Raw genomic sequence first — 16,800 nt, forward strand, 5'->3', positions numbered from 1 at the left:
GGGTATTGGGGTTGCAGAATCTCGGCACCGCGCGTGGCGCGACCCGAGCAACTCGCGCGAGTCTAGCGCCGCGATCTCTCGCCGGGAATGTCCCGCCCGGAATTTCACCTGCCGTTTTCGGCGCGGAGTGCCGCATCGGCCCTCGCCTGTCTCAATCACCCGAAGGCACAAACAAATCCACGAAGCGCGGCGGAAACTCGACCGGCGCGGTCGCAGGCAAAACGAGATCGGTGAAAACGCCGCGCCAGCGCTGGGTCTGCGTCCAGTTCATCTTCGCGGGCTGCTCGCGCAGATTCGCGATCACAAGATAGCGCAGTTCGCCTTGCTCGCGCAGCGCGTCGATGCGCACGCCCGCGTCGGACCACGCCGGCTCCAACGTCGGATACACCCCGGCGCACTCGGTCGCGCGCCGCAGGATCGCGCGAAAGCCCGCGTCGTCGGTCGCACTGCCTTCCCCGAGATTCGTGCCGGCGTAGAAAACCGTGCCCGTCCCGACGCGCTTCGCCGCGAAACACAGCTGCGAACCGAACTGCCCGAGCGTTTCGAGTCCACGGCCGTCGAGCACCGCGAAGCGCTCCGCTCCCCACACCACGCCGCCTTCGCCGCGCAGCGAGATCGGGAAGCTTTTGCCGCCCTTCGGGCCGCGCATCACGAGCGCCTTGCGAACATCGTCGGACAACGCCGTGAGCTCGTAGTCACCCTCGCTCGTATCGAGGTGATAGGCGGAGGTCGTCTCGCTCTCGCGCAATCCCCAGCTCTCGGCGAGACCGCCGCCCGGCAAAGTCGTCTCGTGTCGCCCGGTCGCGGCGTTGTAGCCGGCGAGATGCGCTTCCACGAGCGCAACGCCACCCGCGCGCACCCAGCGATCGAGCGACGCGATCTCGCCCGCGGTGAGATAGTAGCAGCTAGGCAAGATGAGCAGCTTGACGCCGTCCAGGGCGCCGTGCTCCAGCGCCGCCTGATCGATGAAACGCACCGGAATGTTCGCCGTGTAGAGGGTATTCACGTAGCTCTCCACGCTGGCGTGCAGCGCCTCGAGTTTCTGGTGCTGCGCAAAATGGAAGAACTCATTCTTGCGGCTCTTCCAGACGCCGACCGCCGGCGCGTCCGTGCGACTCCGCATCAAGCCACCGAGATGAGGCGTTAGCTTCGCGACGAATGCACGCATCGCTTCAGTCACCGGTCGCGGCGTGCCGTCGGGATTCACCAAACCCCACGCCGGCGCCTCGCGCCCGAGCGTCTCCGGGCGATATTGCCAGAACATGAAACCACGAAACCCCGCGCCGATCTGGGGGAGCCAGTCGGCGAGCAGCTCCGGCAGGCGGTTCACCGGCTGATGCATGTTGAGCATCCCGCAGTTGAGGTGACTCTCCACGTTATACATCGGGCGACCGGCGGCAGCAGAGAGACATTGCACGAGCTGCATCGGCTCGGCGCTCGCCGTCGAGGCGTAGTAGGACGACTGCCGGAGAATGGCCGAATCGTCGGGACCGGTGATCGAATTGAAGATGCGCATCGTGTTCGGCACGACGTGCAGGTAGGCGGGACGCGCCCGCGTGTCGCCCTCGCGCACGCACGCCAGTCGCCAATCCGCCTCCGCGGTCAGCGAATCCTGCTGAAATTCGCGCCAGTCCACGAAGTCCGCGATGGCATCGCCGTTCCGCGGCAACTCGACTTCGGACCACGCGCTGTAGCAGCGGCCCCAGACCGCGTTGAGCCGTTCGATCGTGCCGTATTTGCGCGCGAGCCAGTGATTGAACTGCTCCGCGCAATGCGGGCAGTAACACACGAGATTGGTGCCGTCCTGATACACCTCCGGCTGCCGCACCGGATAGCAGAGTTCAGGCTCGTTCCACACGTCCCACATCGCCAGAGCCGGGTGCGCGTCGAAGTGCGCGACCGTCGCCTGCAGGAACCGGTAACGCTCGCGCCGCGCGCCGGGATGATTGTAGCACGGGCCGGGCGCGCCGCCGATTTGGCGATGCGCCGCCACGCGCGGCTCGATCACCCGCCCTTGCGCCGTGATCTGCTTCGCGTCGGGAAACTTCGTGTAGAGCCAGTGCGGTGCCACGTCGAAAATCACGTTGAGGTGCACCGCCAAGCGCTCCCGCGCGGCGAGGTCCATCAGCCGGTCGAGATCGGCGAAATGGAAACTACCCTCTTGCCGATGCGACCAGCGCCACTGCACCCAGAACTTCACGCTGTTGAGGCCGAGCTCGCGCATGGCGCGCAAGTCGTGCTCCCAACAACCCTCGTGCGGAGTCGGTGCGCGGTAATACTGTGCTCCCAGAATGAAAGGATGCTCGCTCATGTGACGGCTGCGAAATTGGCGATAGTTGGTCCGGACGTCGGTCCGGCGCGAAAAGTGACGACTGGAACTTCGCCCGCGCGCGGACGCTCTGTCTCAAGGAAGCCGCCGGCGCACTTCGGCCAGCAACGCACCACCACACGGCGCTCTTCCCCTGGGAAAATCGGCTCGAAGTCCCAACCCGCCTCGACCCACCAACCGCCGGCCGTCTCTTCCGCGCGCACGAACAGCGCCGTTTCGGTCCCGCGATTGCCGATCACATACTCGGCGACGAACACGCCGTGCGATTCCGGCTGCATTCCGCTTGTGGCACGAACCACCAGCCCGTGCGCCGTGGTCCGCAGTGCAGCCGCGTAGGGCTCGCGCGTGCTCGTGGAGAAGACGTAGGTGTTCTCCTGCATCGGCGCGCCGACCTCATTCCACCGCAGGCGCACGAAGAACAACTCGGTGCACTCGGGCACGATCTTGAACGCGAAACGATCCACCATTGCGGAAGCGTTCTCCTGTGCCGGCACGCGCCAGTTCCGCTGCGCGAGCACCACGCCGCCGAAGGTCAGCAACTCCGCGCACAGCTCCACTTCGCATGCTCCGCCGGAGTTGTGCAGGTGCACCGAGCCGACGAATTCCTCGCCGACGCCGTAGCTGAGTCGCCGATAGTCGAGCGAGGCGTGCAGCGGCGCGAAGGCTTTGCGCGCCCAGTAATACGCCATCTTTTTCTCGCCGTAGTAGTCCACGAGACTCGTGCACGAGATGTTCGGCCACGGCTCGTTGAGCTGCCAGATGATGCTGCCGCTGTTGCGGGGCTGGCGGCGACGATTCGCCTCGAGGATGAAGCGCAGTCCCTCCGCCTGGATCCACTGGCTGCAATCCGCGAACGTGCGGAGATCGTCGACCGGACCGAAGAAGTCTCGGTCGCGCTGCGCCGTGTCCCACCACTCAGCGCGATGCCGCCAAACCAGACTGCGTTTCACGTCGGTGGGCTGCTGGTGCGGCGGCGTCAGAAATTTCCGCAAGGCGCGCGCATCGGCACAGCCATCCACGCCAAACTCCGAGTGAAAAAGGCTGTCGGACTCGCCGTAGATCGCGTAGTGGTCGATCGGTCCGGCATACTTCCAATGGCCGTGCACGTCGTGCATCACGCCCTTGCGCGTCGTCATGTGCTCGACCGGACCGGAGGCGGAGGTCGGCAGAAACAGCCGCGTCGGATCGTGGCGCTGCACGAGATCGCGCAGCATCGCGAGGTTCGGGTCGGCGAGGGTCGAGGGGACGTTGTTGGCGTCCATCAGTTCGTTGCCGCCGCTCCACACCGCGAGGCAGGTGTGATTGCGTCGCTCGTGCAGCGCGGCCTCGGCGGACTGACGCAGCAGCGCGAGAAACTCCGGCCGCTGCGACGGGATGTTGTCCACGCCGGAGCTGGACTGGATGAACTCCTGCCAGACGAGGATGCCGTGGCGGTCGCACAAATCGTAGAAACGCTCCTGCTCGATCACTCCCCCGCCCCACACGCGCACGAGGTTGACGTTCGCCGCCACCATGCTGCGCACGATCCACTCGTAATGTCCGGTCGTGACGTTGCCGTAGAGGTGATCGAGCGGCGTGAGGTTGACGCCCTGCACATACAGTCGGCGGCCATTCACGACGAAGGTGTAGGGCAACGCGTCGGCCGGTCCGCCCGGATTCTGCTCGTAACGCAGCCGTCGGAAACCGACGCGACGCTCGCGCTCGTCCACGAGTTCGCCGTCGACATAGAGCGCCAGCCGCAACGCATACAGCGGCTGCGCGCCGCAACCATTCGGCTGCCACAGCTGCGGGTGCGCGATAAGCAAGGATCGGCGCAGCGCTGTGCCGTCGCGTTCGACGTCCAGCCGCTCTGCGGCGACCTCGCGTCCGTCTGGATCGCGCAACGTGATTTCCCATTCCGCACGCGCGTCCGTCACCGCAAAATGCGCGAACTCCATTCCGACGTTCAGTTCGCCGCATCCGTCCACGACATCCGTGTCGATGGCCAGCGTCGTGATCGAGCAGCACCGGTGCACGCGCAGCTGCACGTCGTCCCACAGACCGATGTTCACCAGCCGGGTCGAGAAATCCCATTTGTAGCCAAAGCGACTCTTCTGCGTCGAGGTGAGCGAAGTGCGTCCGATCTGCCCCATTTCCGGCGGCACGCCGCGCAGGAGCACACGCAATTCCACGCGATCGCGCGTCGCGAAGATCGCGCTGAGATCGAACACCGCCGGGTGAAACATCCCGCGATGCTCGCCGAGCAGCACGTCGTCGGCATAGATGTTCGCCTCGTAGTCGAGTCCGCGAAAATACAGCTCGACGCGATCGCCGCAATCCGCCGGGCGCTCCAGCGTGGTGCGGTAAAGCCACCAGCGATTCTCCACCCACTCGCACGCAAGGCTCTGCGCATCGACATACGGATGCGGAATCAGCCCCGCGCGAAACAGATCGAAATGCACGCCGCCCGGCACGGTCGCAGGGAGCCAGTCGGTAACGCCCATCAGCTCCGAGGCCGTTTCCATGCTGCGGCCTTGAAGCGGCACCCAGGGCCAGAAGCCCTTCAACTGCCAGGCTTGGTGATTGAGCGAGACGATTTTCATCGCGAAAAATTTCCCACGCGCGCCATGCGCACCGATCGGGCCGCCCGTGTGAGCTGCGCCGTTCCCAACTCGACCGCGCGCGTTCCGCACGCCGTTACGTCGCGGGTTGATGTCCCGATTTGTCCGCCGACGGCGGCCGGCCGACGATCTGTTTGTAGACCCGCGAAAAGTGATAGGGATTTGAGAAGCCGAGCCGGTAGCCGACTTCCTTCACCGACATTTCGGTCTGCGTGAGGAGCTGCTGGGCGTATTGCACGCGCAACTGCAATAGCGCGCGGGCCGGCGAGGTCTGGAAGAACCGCGCGCAGCGCTGGCTCAGCACGCGCTGGCTCACGCCCAGCATCCGCGCGAGTTCCGGCACCGAGGGCGAGTTGTGCATGTGCTGCGTGAAGCACTCGTGCAACCGCTCCATGAAGCGCGTCTCTGCCGGCACCGGCGCCAGCCACGGCGCCAGCACCGACGTCGGGAACACGCGCACCAGTCGCCAAAACAACTCCGACATCACCGCATCCTGCACGTGCGCCGAGGCCCGGTCGGGGCTGCGCGCCTCGTCGGATATCTTGTCCAGCAGCGGCAGGTAAGTCTCCGCCGGTGCCGAGGTGCATTGCTGTTCCGGCGTCACTTCCGGTCGGAAAAAGCGCAACGCCTCCGCGCCCACCGCCGTGCGGGGAAACGAAAACCGCAGGCCCGCGTAATCCAGCGGCGGATCGCAGTAGTCCTCGTGCCAGTCTCCGGGTTGCACGACCATCACCGAGTTGTCGCTCAAGCGGAGCTCGTGGTCGTTGAGCAGGCAGCGGTATTTGCCGCGCAGCACGAGAATGATCTCGAACTCCGAGTGCTGGTGCCGGCGAAAAACGTAGGGCTCCGCCATGCGGTTCAGGATGAACTGTGTGAACACCGGCTGGCACATCGCGCCCGGATCCTCGTCGTGCGCGCGCGTGGCGCGGTTGAGATGCACGATCGCCGGATTCGGATTCGCGAACACCGTCTGGAGCGAACGCTTGGATCGCACGCGACTGAGACGATGAGCCGTGGGTTTCGCCACGAGGACAGTTTTCCGGTCGTCGCAGCGTCGGGCAAGGCGGATTGCGGTGGCAGGTGTGCACAGCGTGTCGGTCATCGGCGTCGGGGTGTTGCGCCGGCTGGAAAGGCGGGTGGTTCAGGAAGCGCGCGCCCGCACGCCCGCAGGCGAGAGAGGCTCGGTATTCTTGAAAGTTTGAGTTGAGCCGTCCGTCCACACGCCCTCGATCATCGTGACGGCGGCGCCCGAAGCGGTGCCCCGTTCGCCGACCTGGATCTGGCGCGCCAGCGCCTCGATCGCGAGCTGGCCGATCGTCCGCGGCTTTTGAATCACACCGCTCCACCGTCCGCCGGAGGGAACGTCGAGCGCGAAGACCGCGCGGTCCACGCCCGCGGCACGGCAAACGGCGGCAACTTCGTCGGCCGACTTCGCGTCCGGCACGAGCAGCGCGTCCATCGCCGAGCGGCGCAACAGCACGGCGTTGTCATCCGCACGGGTGCCCGGGGAAAGCGAAACCAAATCCACGCCCACGCCCCGCTGCGCGAGACTGTGCGCGGCCAGCGACAGCGCTCCGGCGCTCTCCTCGCTCGCACCGCGCGCGACCCACGCGACCCGGCGATACCCAGCCTCGGCGAGACGCCGAAGCGCGAGTTCCGCGATTTGGAAATAGTGCGGCGTGACTCGCGCGAGGCTCGGCGAACGCACGAGGTTTGTCACCGCCACGGCGGAAAACTGGTCCCAATCCAGCAAGTCCCGGCAATCCGTCGCCTCGGCCAACGGACCGAGCACCACTCCGCGCACTCCGCGCGAAGCCAGGATCTGCGTCACGCGAGCCCGTCCCATTTGCACCCGATCGATCTCGACCGTGTCCAAGGCAAAACCGAGCGCTTCAGCCCGCTCGCGCAGTCCCCGTCGCAGTTCGCGGCCGAACTCACCCGCCGCCGTCGAGCTGCCCTTGAGCGTCAGCACCGCCAGCGTCGCCTTGATCTGCGGACGATGCCGATCTCGCAACAGAAACATCAAACGACCCAATTCCGGATTGGGCGTGTAGCCGATGCGTTTCGCAATCGCGCAGATCCGCTGCCGCGTGGCGCAGGAAATCTTCGGGTCTCCGCGAATCGCATACGAGGCGGTAGCGAGCGAAACGTTCGCCGCCCGCGCCACGGCGGCCAAAGTGGGACGTTCGGCGGACGAATCCTCCAGCGGGAGCGATGGCGTCGACAGCATCGATTCAACCATGACGGGGAGCGAGACGAGTTTGGGGTGAGAGAGGAGCGGATATCCGTTTCCGCCGCAGGCGCGGAGCGAGATCACCGGACTGCGAGGGGGCGCAGCCCTAAAGCACGGGGAACTTGAGACGGCATATCTCTTTCGTCACCCCTCGACCCATATCCAACCTCGCGAGCGCATATCCATTTTCGCCGCCCGTGGTTTTGCCCCTGCCGCCAGTCAGCGAAACGTCACCTTGTCCGCGCCGCCGAGCTCCGCTTCGACGCGGCAGCCCGCCGGCACCGCTAGAGTGTAATTCCACGCATGGCCCGAGCGGCGTCCGACGACTTTCACCCATCCCCATGGCGTCGGCACGTTGCCGCGGATCGATCGCAAGTCACCCGGCGCGGGGCGGAAGCGAACAATACGCGATCCCGGCCTGCCGGGCGTGATGCCTAAAATCGCCGCGCTGAGAAAATACGTCGGCGCCGCAGACCACCCGTGGCAATGGCTGCGCGTCAGCCGCCCCGACGTGAGCGACCACAGTTCCCAGAACGTCGTCGCTCCCTCGCGCAGCATGAAGCCCCAGGAGCGGCGCATCAGTTCGAGCATCGCTCGACCGTCCGCGTTGCGCGCCAGCAATTCCAATTGGAAAAACACGAAAAACGGGCTGCCCGCGCGGACAAATCCCTCCGGCGCGTGCGCGACGATTTCCCGGCACCGCTGCGCGCGCTTCCCCTGCGCGACACCCGCGAGCAACGCGGCCACCTGCGTCTGCTGGCTCCGCACCGCGCCGAGAGCCCCATCGGCCCGGAGGCAATCCGCGTAAGCTTGCGTGCCGTCGTCCCACAAATGGCGGTTGACCGACTCGCGCAACTGCGCGGCGGTCGTTCGCCAGCGGACCGACTCGGCGCGGCGGTCGAGCCACTCGGCAAGTTCCGCCACGTCGTCGAGCGCCTGGGCCGCGAGACAGCTCAAGTGCGTCACCGCGCCGTCGGCCGGAGTCTCCATCGCGGCCCAGTCGAACATGTTCCAGGCGCGCAAACGGAAGAGCCCATCGCGGCCGACATTCGCTTCGATGCCAGCGACACACTTGCCGACCCAACCGAACAACTACTCCGCGCCGACGCGATCGCCGGTCCACCAGAGATATTCGCGGCAGGACCGCAGCCACAGAAAACTCCAAGCGGGCAGCAAATTCTCCCACGAACTCGGCACGTGACTCGGCACCAGCGGCAGGCGCTCGAGTCCGCGTCCCGCTTGCAGCAGGCAGTGCCGCCACAGGCGCGCATCGCCATTCACGACCCAATCGACCAGCGCCTCATTGCGCGCATCGCCGACCCAATGCGTCTGCTCGTAAGTCGGACAATCCGTGTAGGTGTCCTCCGCACAGCAGCGCAGCGTATGCGCGCCAACGCGCCAGATGCGGTTTAGCAACGGCTCAGAACAGGAGAACCCACCGCGTCCACTCTGCGGATACGTGCTGACCTCGACATCCAGTCGGCGCAGCTGCACCGCACGCCCGCGCATGTCGCGCGCGACGAGCCAGACATAGCGAAACCCACGGCGGTGGAGGCTGCGAAATTCCTGCCGCCCGTCACGCGACGTGTAGCGCAGCGTGTTGTTCATGCCGGTGGCCAGATTGTGCCGCCCGTCCGGTTGGATGAACTCGAACCCGTGCAAGTCGATCTGCACGCCGGCCGGCGCCTCGATCTCAAAACCGAGTCGCCCCACGACCATGCGACCGAAATCGAACAGCATCCGCACGTCGCGGCCGCGCGCGGCTGGAGCGATTTCCCATCCGTGCGGCGTCGCCGCGCCACGAGACGGACGCGCTCGCGTCGCGAGCACCTCGTCGCCGCACCATTGCGCAAACACGTCGGTCGTAAGCAGCTCCGCGGATGTCAGCGGGCGCATCCATTTCGCGTTCTGCCACGCATCCCACTGCTCGGCCGTCGCGCTCGCACAGCGCAGTGCCTGCGTCCGCGTCGCACCGGTCGGGAAACGTTCGGCTTGGACCACGCGCGGGAAATCCACCTGCGCCCGCATCGCCGCGGTCTGCTTGGCACTGAGCGGAAACGGGCCCGCAAACGCCCACTCTGCCCCGCCCTTCTCTGCCCGATACGCCCAGCGCAGCCACCGCTGTGCCCGCACCGTCAGCACGAACACCGGGAGATGCACGCCGCCGGCGGGCAAGTCCGCCGCGAGCGCATCGCGGTAGCCGGGATAAGGGAACACCACGCGATTCCAGCCACGCTTCAGCTCGACGGGCTGCGCGATCACGTCGCGATCCGCCGGCAACTCGATCGCCGGATAGCGTTTCGTGCCCACGAGGAACGGCCCGGCGTGGTGATGTGGGCGAATGAACTCCACTGTCTGATCGACGCTCGAATGCACGCTCGAGACGACGAAGCCGCGCACGAAGCAGAAATTCGGAGACGTATCGCGCGGCGCGAAAAGCGGCTTGAGGTCGAGATTCCAGACATGCGCGGGCGGGCGAACTTCCTCCTCGGCGAGCAGCGTCCGCGCAGCTTGTGTCTCGCCCGCCAAGTGCGGGATGTCGCGCGCCTCCACACGACGCGCCGCCGCGGGCGCCAGCACGGCGCGCCTCCAGCGCGCGTCATCGTAGTCCGGCGCGCGCCAGCCGTCTTCCGCGCGCGCGTCGTGATGTTCCTCGAAGCCGAGTTGAACCGAGATCCGCGCGGTGTGACTCGCCTCAGTGGGCGCGAGCGCCGATTTCCAATGCGTGCCGGTCTGATCGACAACGTGGCCTCCGCCCGTCTGGAGACGCACCGCCAGCCCTGCCGGCGCGGGCAGGTATTGAAAATTCCCGGCGCGCCAATGATTCACAATCACGGCGATCGCGTTGGGCCCGGGCCGCAGGTGCGGCGTGAGATCGTAGCGGTCGTAGCTCCAATGCGTCGGCCACGCGCGCGCGGGCCCCGCGCCGACAAACGCTCCGTTCACCCACAGCCAATAGCGCGCGTCAGCCGTGATATCGAGGTGCAGCGGTTCTGCCGGAGCAGCGATCTCCAGCGCGCGCCGGAACCGCACGTAGGCGTTCGGCGCCCAGACCGGTTGGGCGGTCCAAATCCACGGCACGTTCCAGTCGCCGGCGGCCGGCGTATCGTCGTCGCGCGCATGCCCCTCGCCGTCCACGGCACTCACTCTCCGGCGTTGCGGTGTCCCAGCACCCGGCCGTCGTCTTCGTGGTTCACGGTCTTGGTTCGGATCTGGGTAAAGAAATCCTTCAGGTCACGGAAGCCGCCCCAGGAGAACCACACTGTCGTAATCGTCGCGACCACGAGCGGGACCCCAAGCCCGAAGATCCGCCAGAACATCGACCACCGCTCAATGGACCACGGCGACAGCCAGCACCACAGCGTGCCGACCAGCGCGATCACCGACATGCCCATCGTGAAAGCGAAAATCCCGCCGACCACCCAGCGGTCGCCGCGCGTGTGATCGGCATCGAGACCGAGCAATCGCTCCCAGAATGGCAGTTTCGGCTCGAGGGCGTCATGCTTCTTTTCTCGCCGGTGGAGCATCGCCTCGAGATCGAAATCGCCGCGATTGGTGGCGAGCGAAACCACGACGTAGAGCGTGGTCGCGATGACCGCGACCCAGAAGTAGATTTCGATGCCGTTCAGCGGAAACGCGTCGCCGTAGAATTGCCGCAGCAAAATCCCCGCGGTCGACAGCACCATGCCCGCAATCACCGCGGCCCACGCACCCGCCGCCGTGCCTTTGCGCCAATACAGGCCGCCGATGATCGCGGCGCCGGCGCCGCCGACGTAGATGCCGGTCGTGAGCTGGAACCACATCACGACATACTCCGTCTGCTTGAACAGGCTGCCGAAAACGAAAGCGAAGGCCGCGACGCCCACGACGGCCCAGCGCAGCACGCGAACGTGCTGTTGCGGCGAGAACGGCTCCCTGCGCAGCGGCACGAGGACGTCCTGCACGAAGATGCTGCTCCACGAATGGAGGTGCGTGGAGTCGCCGCCGAAAATACCCATGACCATCGCCGCGCAGAACAAGCCCAGCACGCCCACCGGCAGAAACTCCGCGATCGCAACCGGCACCTCCATTTGTTGGCGCACCTGCGGGTTGTCGATCTGCTGCAGGCTCGCGGCCATCGCGCCGGCGCGTCCGGCGAAATCCGGATGCGTCATCCATGTGAGCGCGCAGACGGCGAGGACGGAGATGACGGCGTATTTCGCGATCTCCGGCATGCGGGCGAGCAGGATGCCCATCTTCGCCTCGTGCGGCGTGCGCGCCGCCGCGTTGTAGGAGCTGGAATTCTGCAGCGCCATCGTGCCGTAGACGCCGAAGAACGTGCTCATGAGAATGAACCAGACGTTGAAATCCTTCAGTCCGCCCGAATCCATCGGATTGAGCAGCGACTGCCCTGTCGGCGCGGCGGTGAGCGTCTCGACGATCTGGCGCCATTCGAATTTCTGCGCGAGGACGATCATCAGGATCACGAAGGTTGCCTGCGCGAAAATGCCTTCGAGGCAGTTCGTGACCATCACGGTGATCACGCCGCCCGAGAGCGTGATCAACACGCTCAGCGTCAGCAGCAGCGCCATCAGCGCGACGTTCGTCGGCAGCGCGAATCCGGCGATTTGGAGGTGCACGGGCAAACCGAGCAGGTGGACCATGAGCCGCGCACCGACGGCCGGAATGATGCCGAAATTCAGGATGCCCGCCACGAAGGCGAGCATACCCGTAAACACGCGAAAACTGCGGCCGTAGCGCAGCTCGAAGAACTGCGCGAGCGTCATGGCCCGCGTCTCCCGGAAGCGGTAATAGACGAAGCCGAGCATCGCGATGATGAGCCCGACCGGCCAGTTGGCCCAACTCCACCACAGCGTGGTGAAGCCGGAGTGCCGGTGCACCTCGAAGAGTGCGACGAACACCACCGCGCCGGCCTGCAACTCACCGCGCGCGACGCCAAGCAGATAGCGCCCCGCCAAGCGTTCGCCCGCCATGTAGGCGGCCACACTGCGCATGCAACGCTGCGTGTAGATGGCCACCGCGATGATCGCGGCCAGCGGCAGCAGCATCACTAACCAGTCGAGGACGTGCACAGCGTAAAGGGGTCGAGGAGGAGATGGAAAAGCCGGGCGGCCCGCACAGGCCGCCCGGTCACGGTTTCACCCGCAATCAGAAGCGACGCCGAGCCGAAAACACGAAGCCACGCGGCGTGCCGCGGAGCCAGCCTGCTTCATTGCCGGTCGCGTAGTAGTCGCGATCGAAGACGTTGCGGATGTTTAGGGAGACGTCCCAAAGCTTGCCCGCGGAGTAATAGAACATCGCGTCCACCACGGTTGCGTCGGGCAGCGACGCGAACCGGCGCGTGACGAGCGAGGCGGGCGTCCAGACCTTGCGGCCTGCCGCGTAGTTCATGCCGAGGCCGAAGCCGAGGCCTTTCAGTTCGCCGTCCGTGATCGTGTAGCGAGCGAGCGCGTTGGCGCGGTGGCGGGCGAGTCCTTGCAGCGGCAGGCCGAGCTGGCTGGCGTCGGTGGAGGACGAGGTCTTGCCGCTGGTATAGGCGTAGCTGCCCATCATCTGAAAGTTCTTCGACAGGACCGCGATCGTGGAGGCTTCGAAGCCCTGAGATTCCTGCTCGCCGATCTGGCGCAGGAAGCCGGCGCGGGTCGGAGCGGACTCGACGATGTTGCCGCGCTTCAGTTTGAAGACGGAGAGGTTCGTTGCGAGGCGTCCGCCCAACGCGGCGGCCTTGAGGCCAACTTCATACTGCTCGCCGGTCTCGGGCTTGAGGATCGAGCCGTCGGGATTCGAGTTGGTGACGATGATGTAGGCTTCGCTGTAGCCGGCATAGAGCGCCACGTCCTTGTTGAAGTTGTAGACGAGACCGCCGCGCGGCATGTAGTTGGGCTTCGCGTAGAATTTGTTGCGGCCGAGATCGAGGTCGGTGACCGGCTGCTGCGGCGGCAACGGCCACTTGATCTGCGTGGCGGAGATTTGCTGGAAGTCGTCGTAGCGCAGCGCGAGATTCACGCCGACCTTGCCGTCGAGGAGCTTCAGCGAATCGCTCACGTAACCGGCCCAATACCACGTCTCGGTGCGGCGGTGGCCGTAGCGGAGGTTGTTGAACACCTTGTCGCCGTATTGCCCGGAGAGCGCGGCGTAGGAGAGGTTCGAGAGGTCGATGCTGGAAAGCAGGCCGTTGTAGAGCGTGAGATCGTCGACGTCCTGCGTGACTTCGACGCCGGTCGTGAAGGTGTGCTCCACGGAGCCGGTGTCGAATTTGCCGACGAGGTCGAGCTGGTTGAAGTAATTGCCGACGAGGCGGTCGGTGTATTGCGGGCTGCGGACGAGCCAGTTGGCGGAAACATTCGCTGGGACGCCGCCGATGAGCGGAGTGCCGTCCGGGGCGACGATCACAGCGGCCGCGGTGCCGGCGGTGGCGAAGCCGAAGGTCATGCCGCCCTTGTCTTCCTTGTGGCGCGTGAGCTGGAGCGCGTTGCGGAGCATCCACTGCCGCCCGAGTTGCTGCGTGACCTCGAGATTGAAGGCGCGCCGGGTGGATTTTTCCTCCGAGAGGTTCTCACCGGGATTGAATTTCTGCGGGAGCTTCACGAGGGAATCGCTGTAGGGATTCCAGAAGTCCGCGTTGTATTCGGCGTGCGTGATCTGGCGTCCGTATTCGAGCGTGCCGCGCACGGTCGTGTTGCGCGTCGGGCGCCACTCAACGGTCGGGCGGATGTATTTGCGCTGAAGGGTCACGAAGTCCTGGAAGTCGTGTGAATCGATCCAGTTCGTGATCACGCGATACGCGGCGCGGTCGCCGAGCTTGCGGCCGAAATCGAGCGAGGCCTGGTAGTAATCGTTGTCGCGCACCTGCACGAAAAGCTCGGTGATCGGCTTGCTGAAGTCCGGCTTCTTCGAGATGCGGTTGATGATGCCGCCCAGACCGAAGGTGTTGCCGTAAAGAATGCCAGCCGGGCCCTTGAGAATCTCGACGCGCTCGACGTGCATCTGCTCGGAAGGCACGCCCTGCGGTTCGCGGAAACCGTCGAGCAGCGGCACGAGGATGTTGAAACCGCGGACCTGGATGTCCTCCGTCTTGTTATCGGAGGTCGTGACGCCCGGCGCGTAACGCAGGAGTTCCTGCACGGTGTTCGCACCGAGATCGCGGATCAGCTCCTGGTTGACGATCGAGATGGTGGCCGGGATTTCCTGCAGCGATTGGTTGAGCTTCGTGCCGGAGCTGGCGTTGGTCGACATGTAGCCGCGGTCCTTGTCGGTCGTGACAACGAATTGCGGCAAAGTGAGCACTTCGCCGTCCTTTTCCTTGGCGGACTCGGCGGGAGTGGCGGATTGCGCGTGGGCCAATCCGGGTTGGAGCAAAGCGGCGAGCGTCGCGGCGCAGGCGAGAGCCTGTCCTCGACGGCGGAGCACACGGAGTGCGGGGGCGAACGGGGTCTGCATTGGGCTGGTTGGGATCGGGGTTGGTGCCGCCCCGGCGCGGATGCGTTCGGGGCTGGGCACCTGCTCTGCGCCGGTGACCAACCCGCAGCAAGAACGGCCACGGTGAATCCTTCACTCGCCAGCAGGCAATCCCGCGCTCGCGATTCGGGGTGGAAATTTCACCGCAAAATGCCGAATTGGAAATGCGCTTCCGGTTGTCGAATCGCCGACACTCGCTACGGCTCCGCCTCGGTTCAGCCTCCTCCCCTTCCCATGATGCTCGTCGCCGTCCTCTCTCTCAGCGGTCTCTTCCAGGACCACATGGTCCTCCAGCGCGACCGCGCCAATCCGATCTGGGGCACCGACCGCCCGCGCCAGACCATTACGCTCACCGTCGAGGGCGCACCGCAGGTCGTCACGGCGTCGACGGTGGCCGACGAACACGGACGTTGGACGCTCCACTGCCCCAGCCTCCCGACCGGCGGCCCGTATCGGTTGCGTGTCTCCGGCTCGAGCGAGCGCGTGATGGAGGACGTGCTCGTCGGCGACGTGTGGATCGCCTCCGGGCAGTCGAACATGCAGTTCCCCGTCGGCGGCGTGATCGACGCCGGCCAGGAAGTGCGCGACGCGCAGTTTCCCGCCATCCGCATCGCCAAGGTTCCGCAACGCACCGCCATGACACCCGCCACCGACGTGCAGGTCGAATGGAAGCTCGCCACGCCGAAAGACGCCGCGGGATTCACCGCCGTCGGCTACTTCTTCGCCCGCGAGATTCATCGCTCGCAGCGCGTTCCGGTTGGCGTGATCGACGCGTCGTGGGGCGGCACCCGCGTCGAAGCCTGGGCGAGCGCCACGGGCCTGCGCTCGGCCTGGCCCGGCGTGGATGTCGAGCTGGCCCACCTCGCCGCGACCGCATCCGAAGTGCCGAAAATCCAAGCGGACTACCATCAGGCAATACAGCGGTGGGTCATGGCTGAGTTTCCGCGCGACACGGAGAACGTCGGCTTCGCCCGCGGCTGGGCCGCTCCCGATTGCGACGACCGCGCGTGGACGAACATCGACCTTCCCGCGACAATCCAAAGCGCCGGCCACGCCGACAACGGCATCTTCTGGTTCCGCCGCGAACTCGATCTCCCCGTCGAATCCGCCGGCCGCGATCTCCTGCTCGAACTCGGTGCCATCGACGACCGCGACCACACCTATTTCAACGGCGAACTTGTCGGCCACACCGGCATCGAGACGCCGAACGGCCACGAAGTGCTCCGTCGCTACACCGTGCCCGGCCGCCTCGTCCGCGCGGGGCGCAACGTGATCGCGGTGCGCGTCTTCGATCACTACGGACTCGGCGGTTTCATGGGGCCGGCCCGCGCGCTCGTCGCGCGCAGCGGCGATTTCAACCAGCCACTCGCCGGTCCGTGGCGCTGGCAGGTCGAGCGCACGATCCCCAAGGTTCCCGACAGCGTTTTCGCCACCTGCCCGCCCCCGCCGCCGGAAATCAATTTCCAGAATCAACCCGCCGCGCTCTTCAACGGCATGATCGCGCCGCTCGTCCCGTTCGGACTGCGCGGCTTCATCTGGTATCAGGGCGAGTCCAACGTCGGCCAGCACGACAGCTACCAGGCACGCTTCACCGCACTCATCCGCGACTGGCGCGGGCGTTGGGGGCAAGGCCAGCTGCCGTTCTATTTCGTGCAGATCGCCAACTTCGAGCAAAACGGGCTCTGGCCGCAGCTGCGCGAGGCGCAGACGCGAACGCTCGCGGAACCCGCAACCGGCATGGCGGTGACCATCGACATCGGCGATCCGCGCGACATCCATCCGCGCAACAAACAGGACGTTGGACGCCGCCTCGCCTTGCTGGCTCGCGCCGGCACCTACGGGGAAACCGAGATCGTCGCGGCGGGGCCAACACTCGCGCGCGTCGAGATCGACGGCGCCGAGGCGCGCATCCACTGGAACTCAGCGCGCGGACTGCGCACGCGCGACGGTGCGACCGAAGTGCTCGGCTTCGAACTCGCGGGCGCCGATGGCAAATTTCATCGCGCCGCCGCCCGCATCAACGGGGAGACCGTGATCGTGACCGCCGCCGCCGTGCCGGCGCCACAGCACGTGCGCTACGCGTGGGCCGACAGTCCCGCGACCAACTTGGTGAACGGCGCCGGCCTTCCGGCCGCGCCGTTCCGCACCGACGCTTACTGACGTCGCCCGCGAGTGCGGCG

General features: G+C 66.0%; 9 protein-coding genes. 1 reads left to right on the forward strand and 8 read right to left on the reverse strand.

Translation table 11 applies throughout. The features are described 5' to 3' along the window. Window positions 1-151: 151 nt before the first annotated feature. The 8 genes from HZA32_03165 to HZA32_03200 form a co-directional block, all read right to left on the reverse strand. Window positions 152-2,311 carry a beta-galactosidase gene (locus HZA32_03165; GenBank protein MBI5423058.1) on the reverse strand — a complete coding sequence of 720 codons (2,160 nt, stop codon included), beginning with the start codon at window positions 2,309-2,311 and terminating at the stop codon, window positions 152-154. Beyond that, window positions 2,308-4,911: a hypothetical protein gene (locus tag HZA32_03170; protein MBI5423059.1), complete on the reverse strand. Its 2,604-nt coding sequence runs from the start codon at window positions 4,909-4,911 to the stop codon at window positions 2,308-2,310. Before HZA32_03170 ends, HZA32_03165 begins: the two co-directional genes overlap by 4 nt. A 94-nt stretch (window positions 4,912-5,005) precedes the next feature. Next, window positions 5,006-5,923, reverse strand: a complete 918-nt coding sequence (locus HZA32_03175; GenBank protein MBI5423060.1) for a helix-turn-helix transcriptional regulator — start codon at window positions 5,921-5,923, stop codon at window positions 5,006-5,008. A gap of 147 nt (window positions 5,924-6,070) precedes the next feature. Continuing rightward, the gene (locus HZA32_03180; protein MBI5423061.1) at window positions 6,071-7,171 is read right to left on the reverse strand and encodes a LacI family DNA-binding transcriptional regulator; all 1,101 of its coding nucleotides are present in this window, start codon (window positions 7,169-7,171) and stop codon (window positions 6,071-6,073) included. Window positions 7,172-7,381: 210 nt separating this feature from the next. After that, a complete protein-coding gene (locus HZA32_03185; protein ID MBI5423062.1) occupies window positions 7,382-8,170 on the reverse strand; it encodes a hypothetical protein in 789 nt (262 codons plus the stop codon). 84 nt (window positions 8,171-8,254) lie between these two features. Further along, window positions 8,255-10,309 (reverse strand): family 78 glycoside hydrolase catalytic domain, encoded by a 2,055-nt coding sequence (locus tag HZA32_03190; GenBank protein MBI5423063.1) that lies wholly within the window; start codon window positions 10,307-10,309, stop codon window positions 8,255-8,257. Beyond that, window positions 10,306-12,234 (reverse strand): sodium:proline symporter, encoded by a 1,929-nt coding sequence (locus HZA32_03195; GenBank protein ID MBI5423064.1) that lies wholly within the window; start codon window positions 12,232-12,234, stop codon window positions 10,306-10,308. The genes HZA32_03190 and HZA32_03195 overlap by 4 nt, the downstream gene beginning before the upstream one ends. A 76-nt stretch (window positions 12,235-12,310) precedes the next feature. Continuing rightward, entirely contained in the window at window positions 12,311-14,602 is a 2,292-nt protein-coding gene (locus HZA32_03200; GenBank protein MBI5423065.1) for a TonB-dependent siderophore receptor, read from the reverse strand. A 252-nt stretch (window positions 14,603-14,854) separates the two neighbouring features. Between HZA32_03200 and HZA32_03205 the strand changes: the two genes are divergently transcribed. Then, window positions 14,855-16,780 carry a 9-O-acetylesterase gene (locus HZA32_03205; protein MBI5423066.1) on the forward strand — a complete coding sequence of 642 codons (1,926 nt, stop codon included), beginning with the start codon at window positions 14,855-14,857 and terminating at the stop codon, window positions 16,778-16,780. Window positions 16,781-16,800 lie beyond the last annotated feature (20 nt).

This window comes from Opitutia bacterium (assembly GCA_016217545.1).
Lineage (GTDB): Bacteria > Verrucomicrobiota > Verrucomicrobiia > Opitutales > Opitutaceae > Didemnitutus.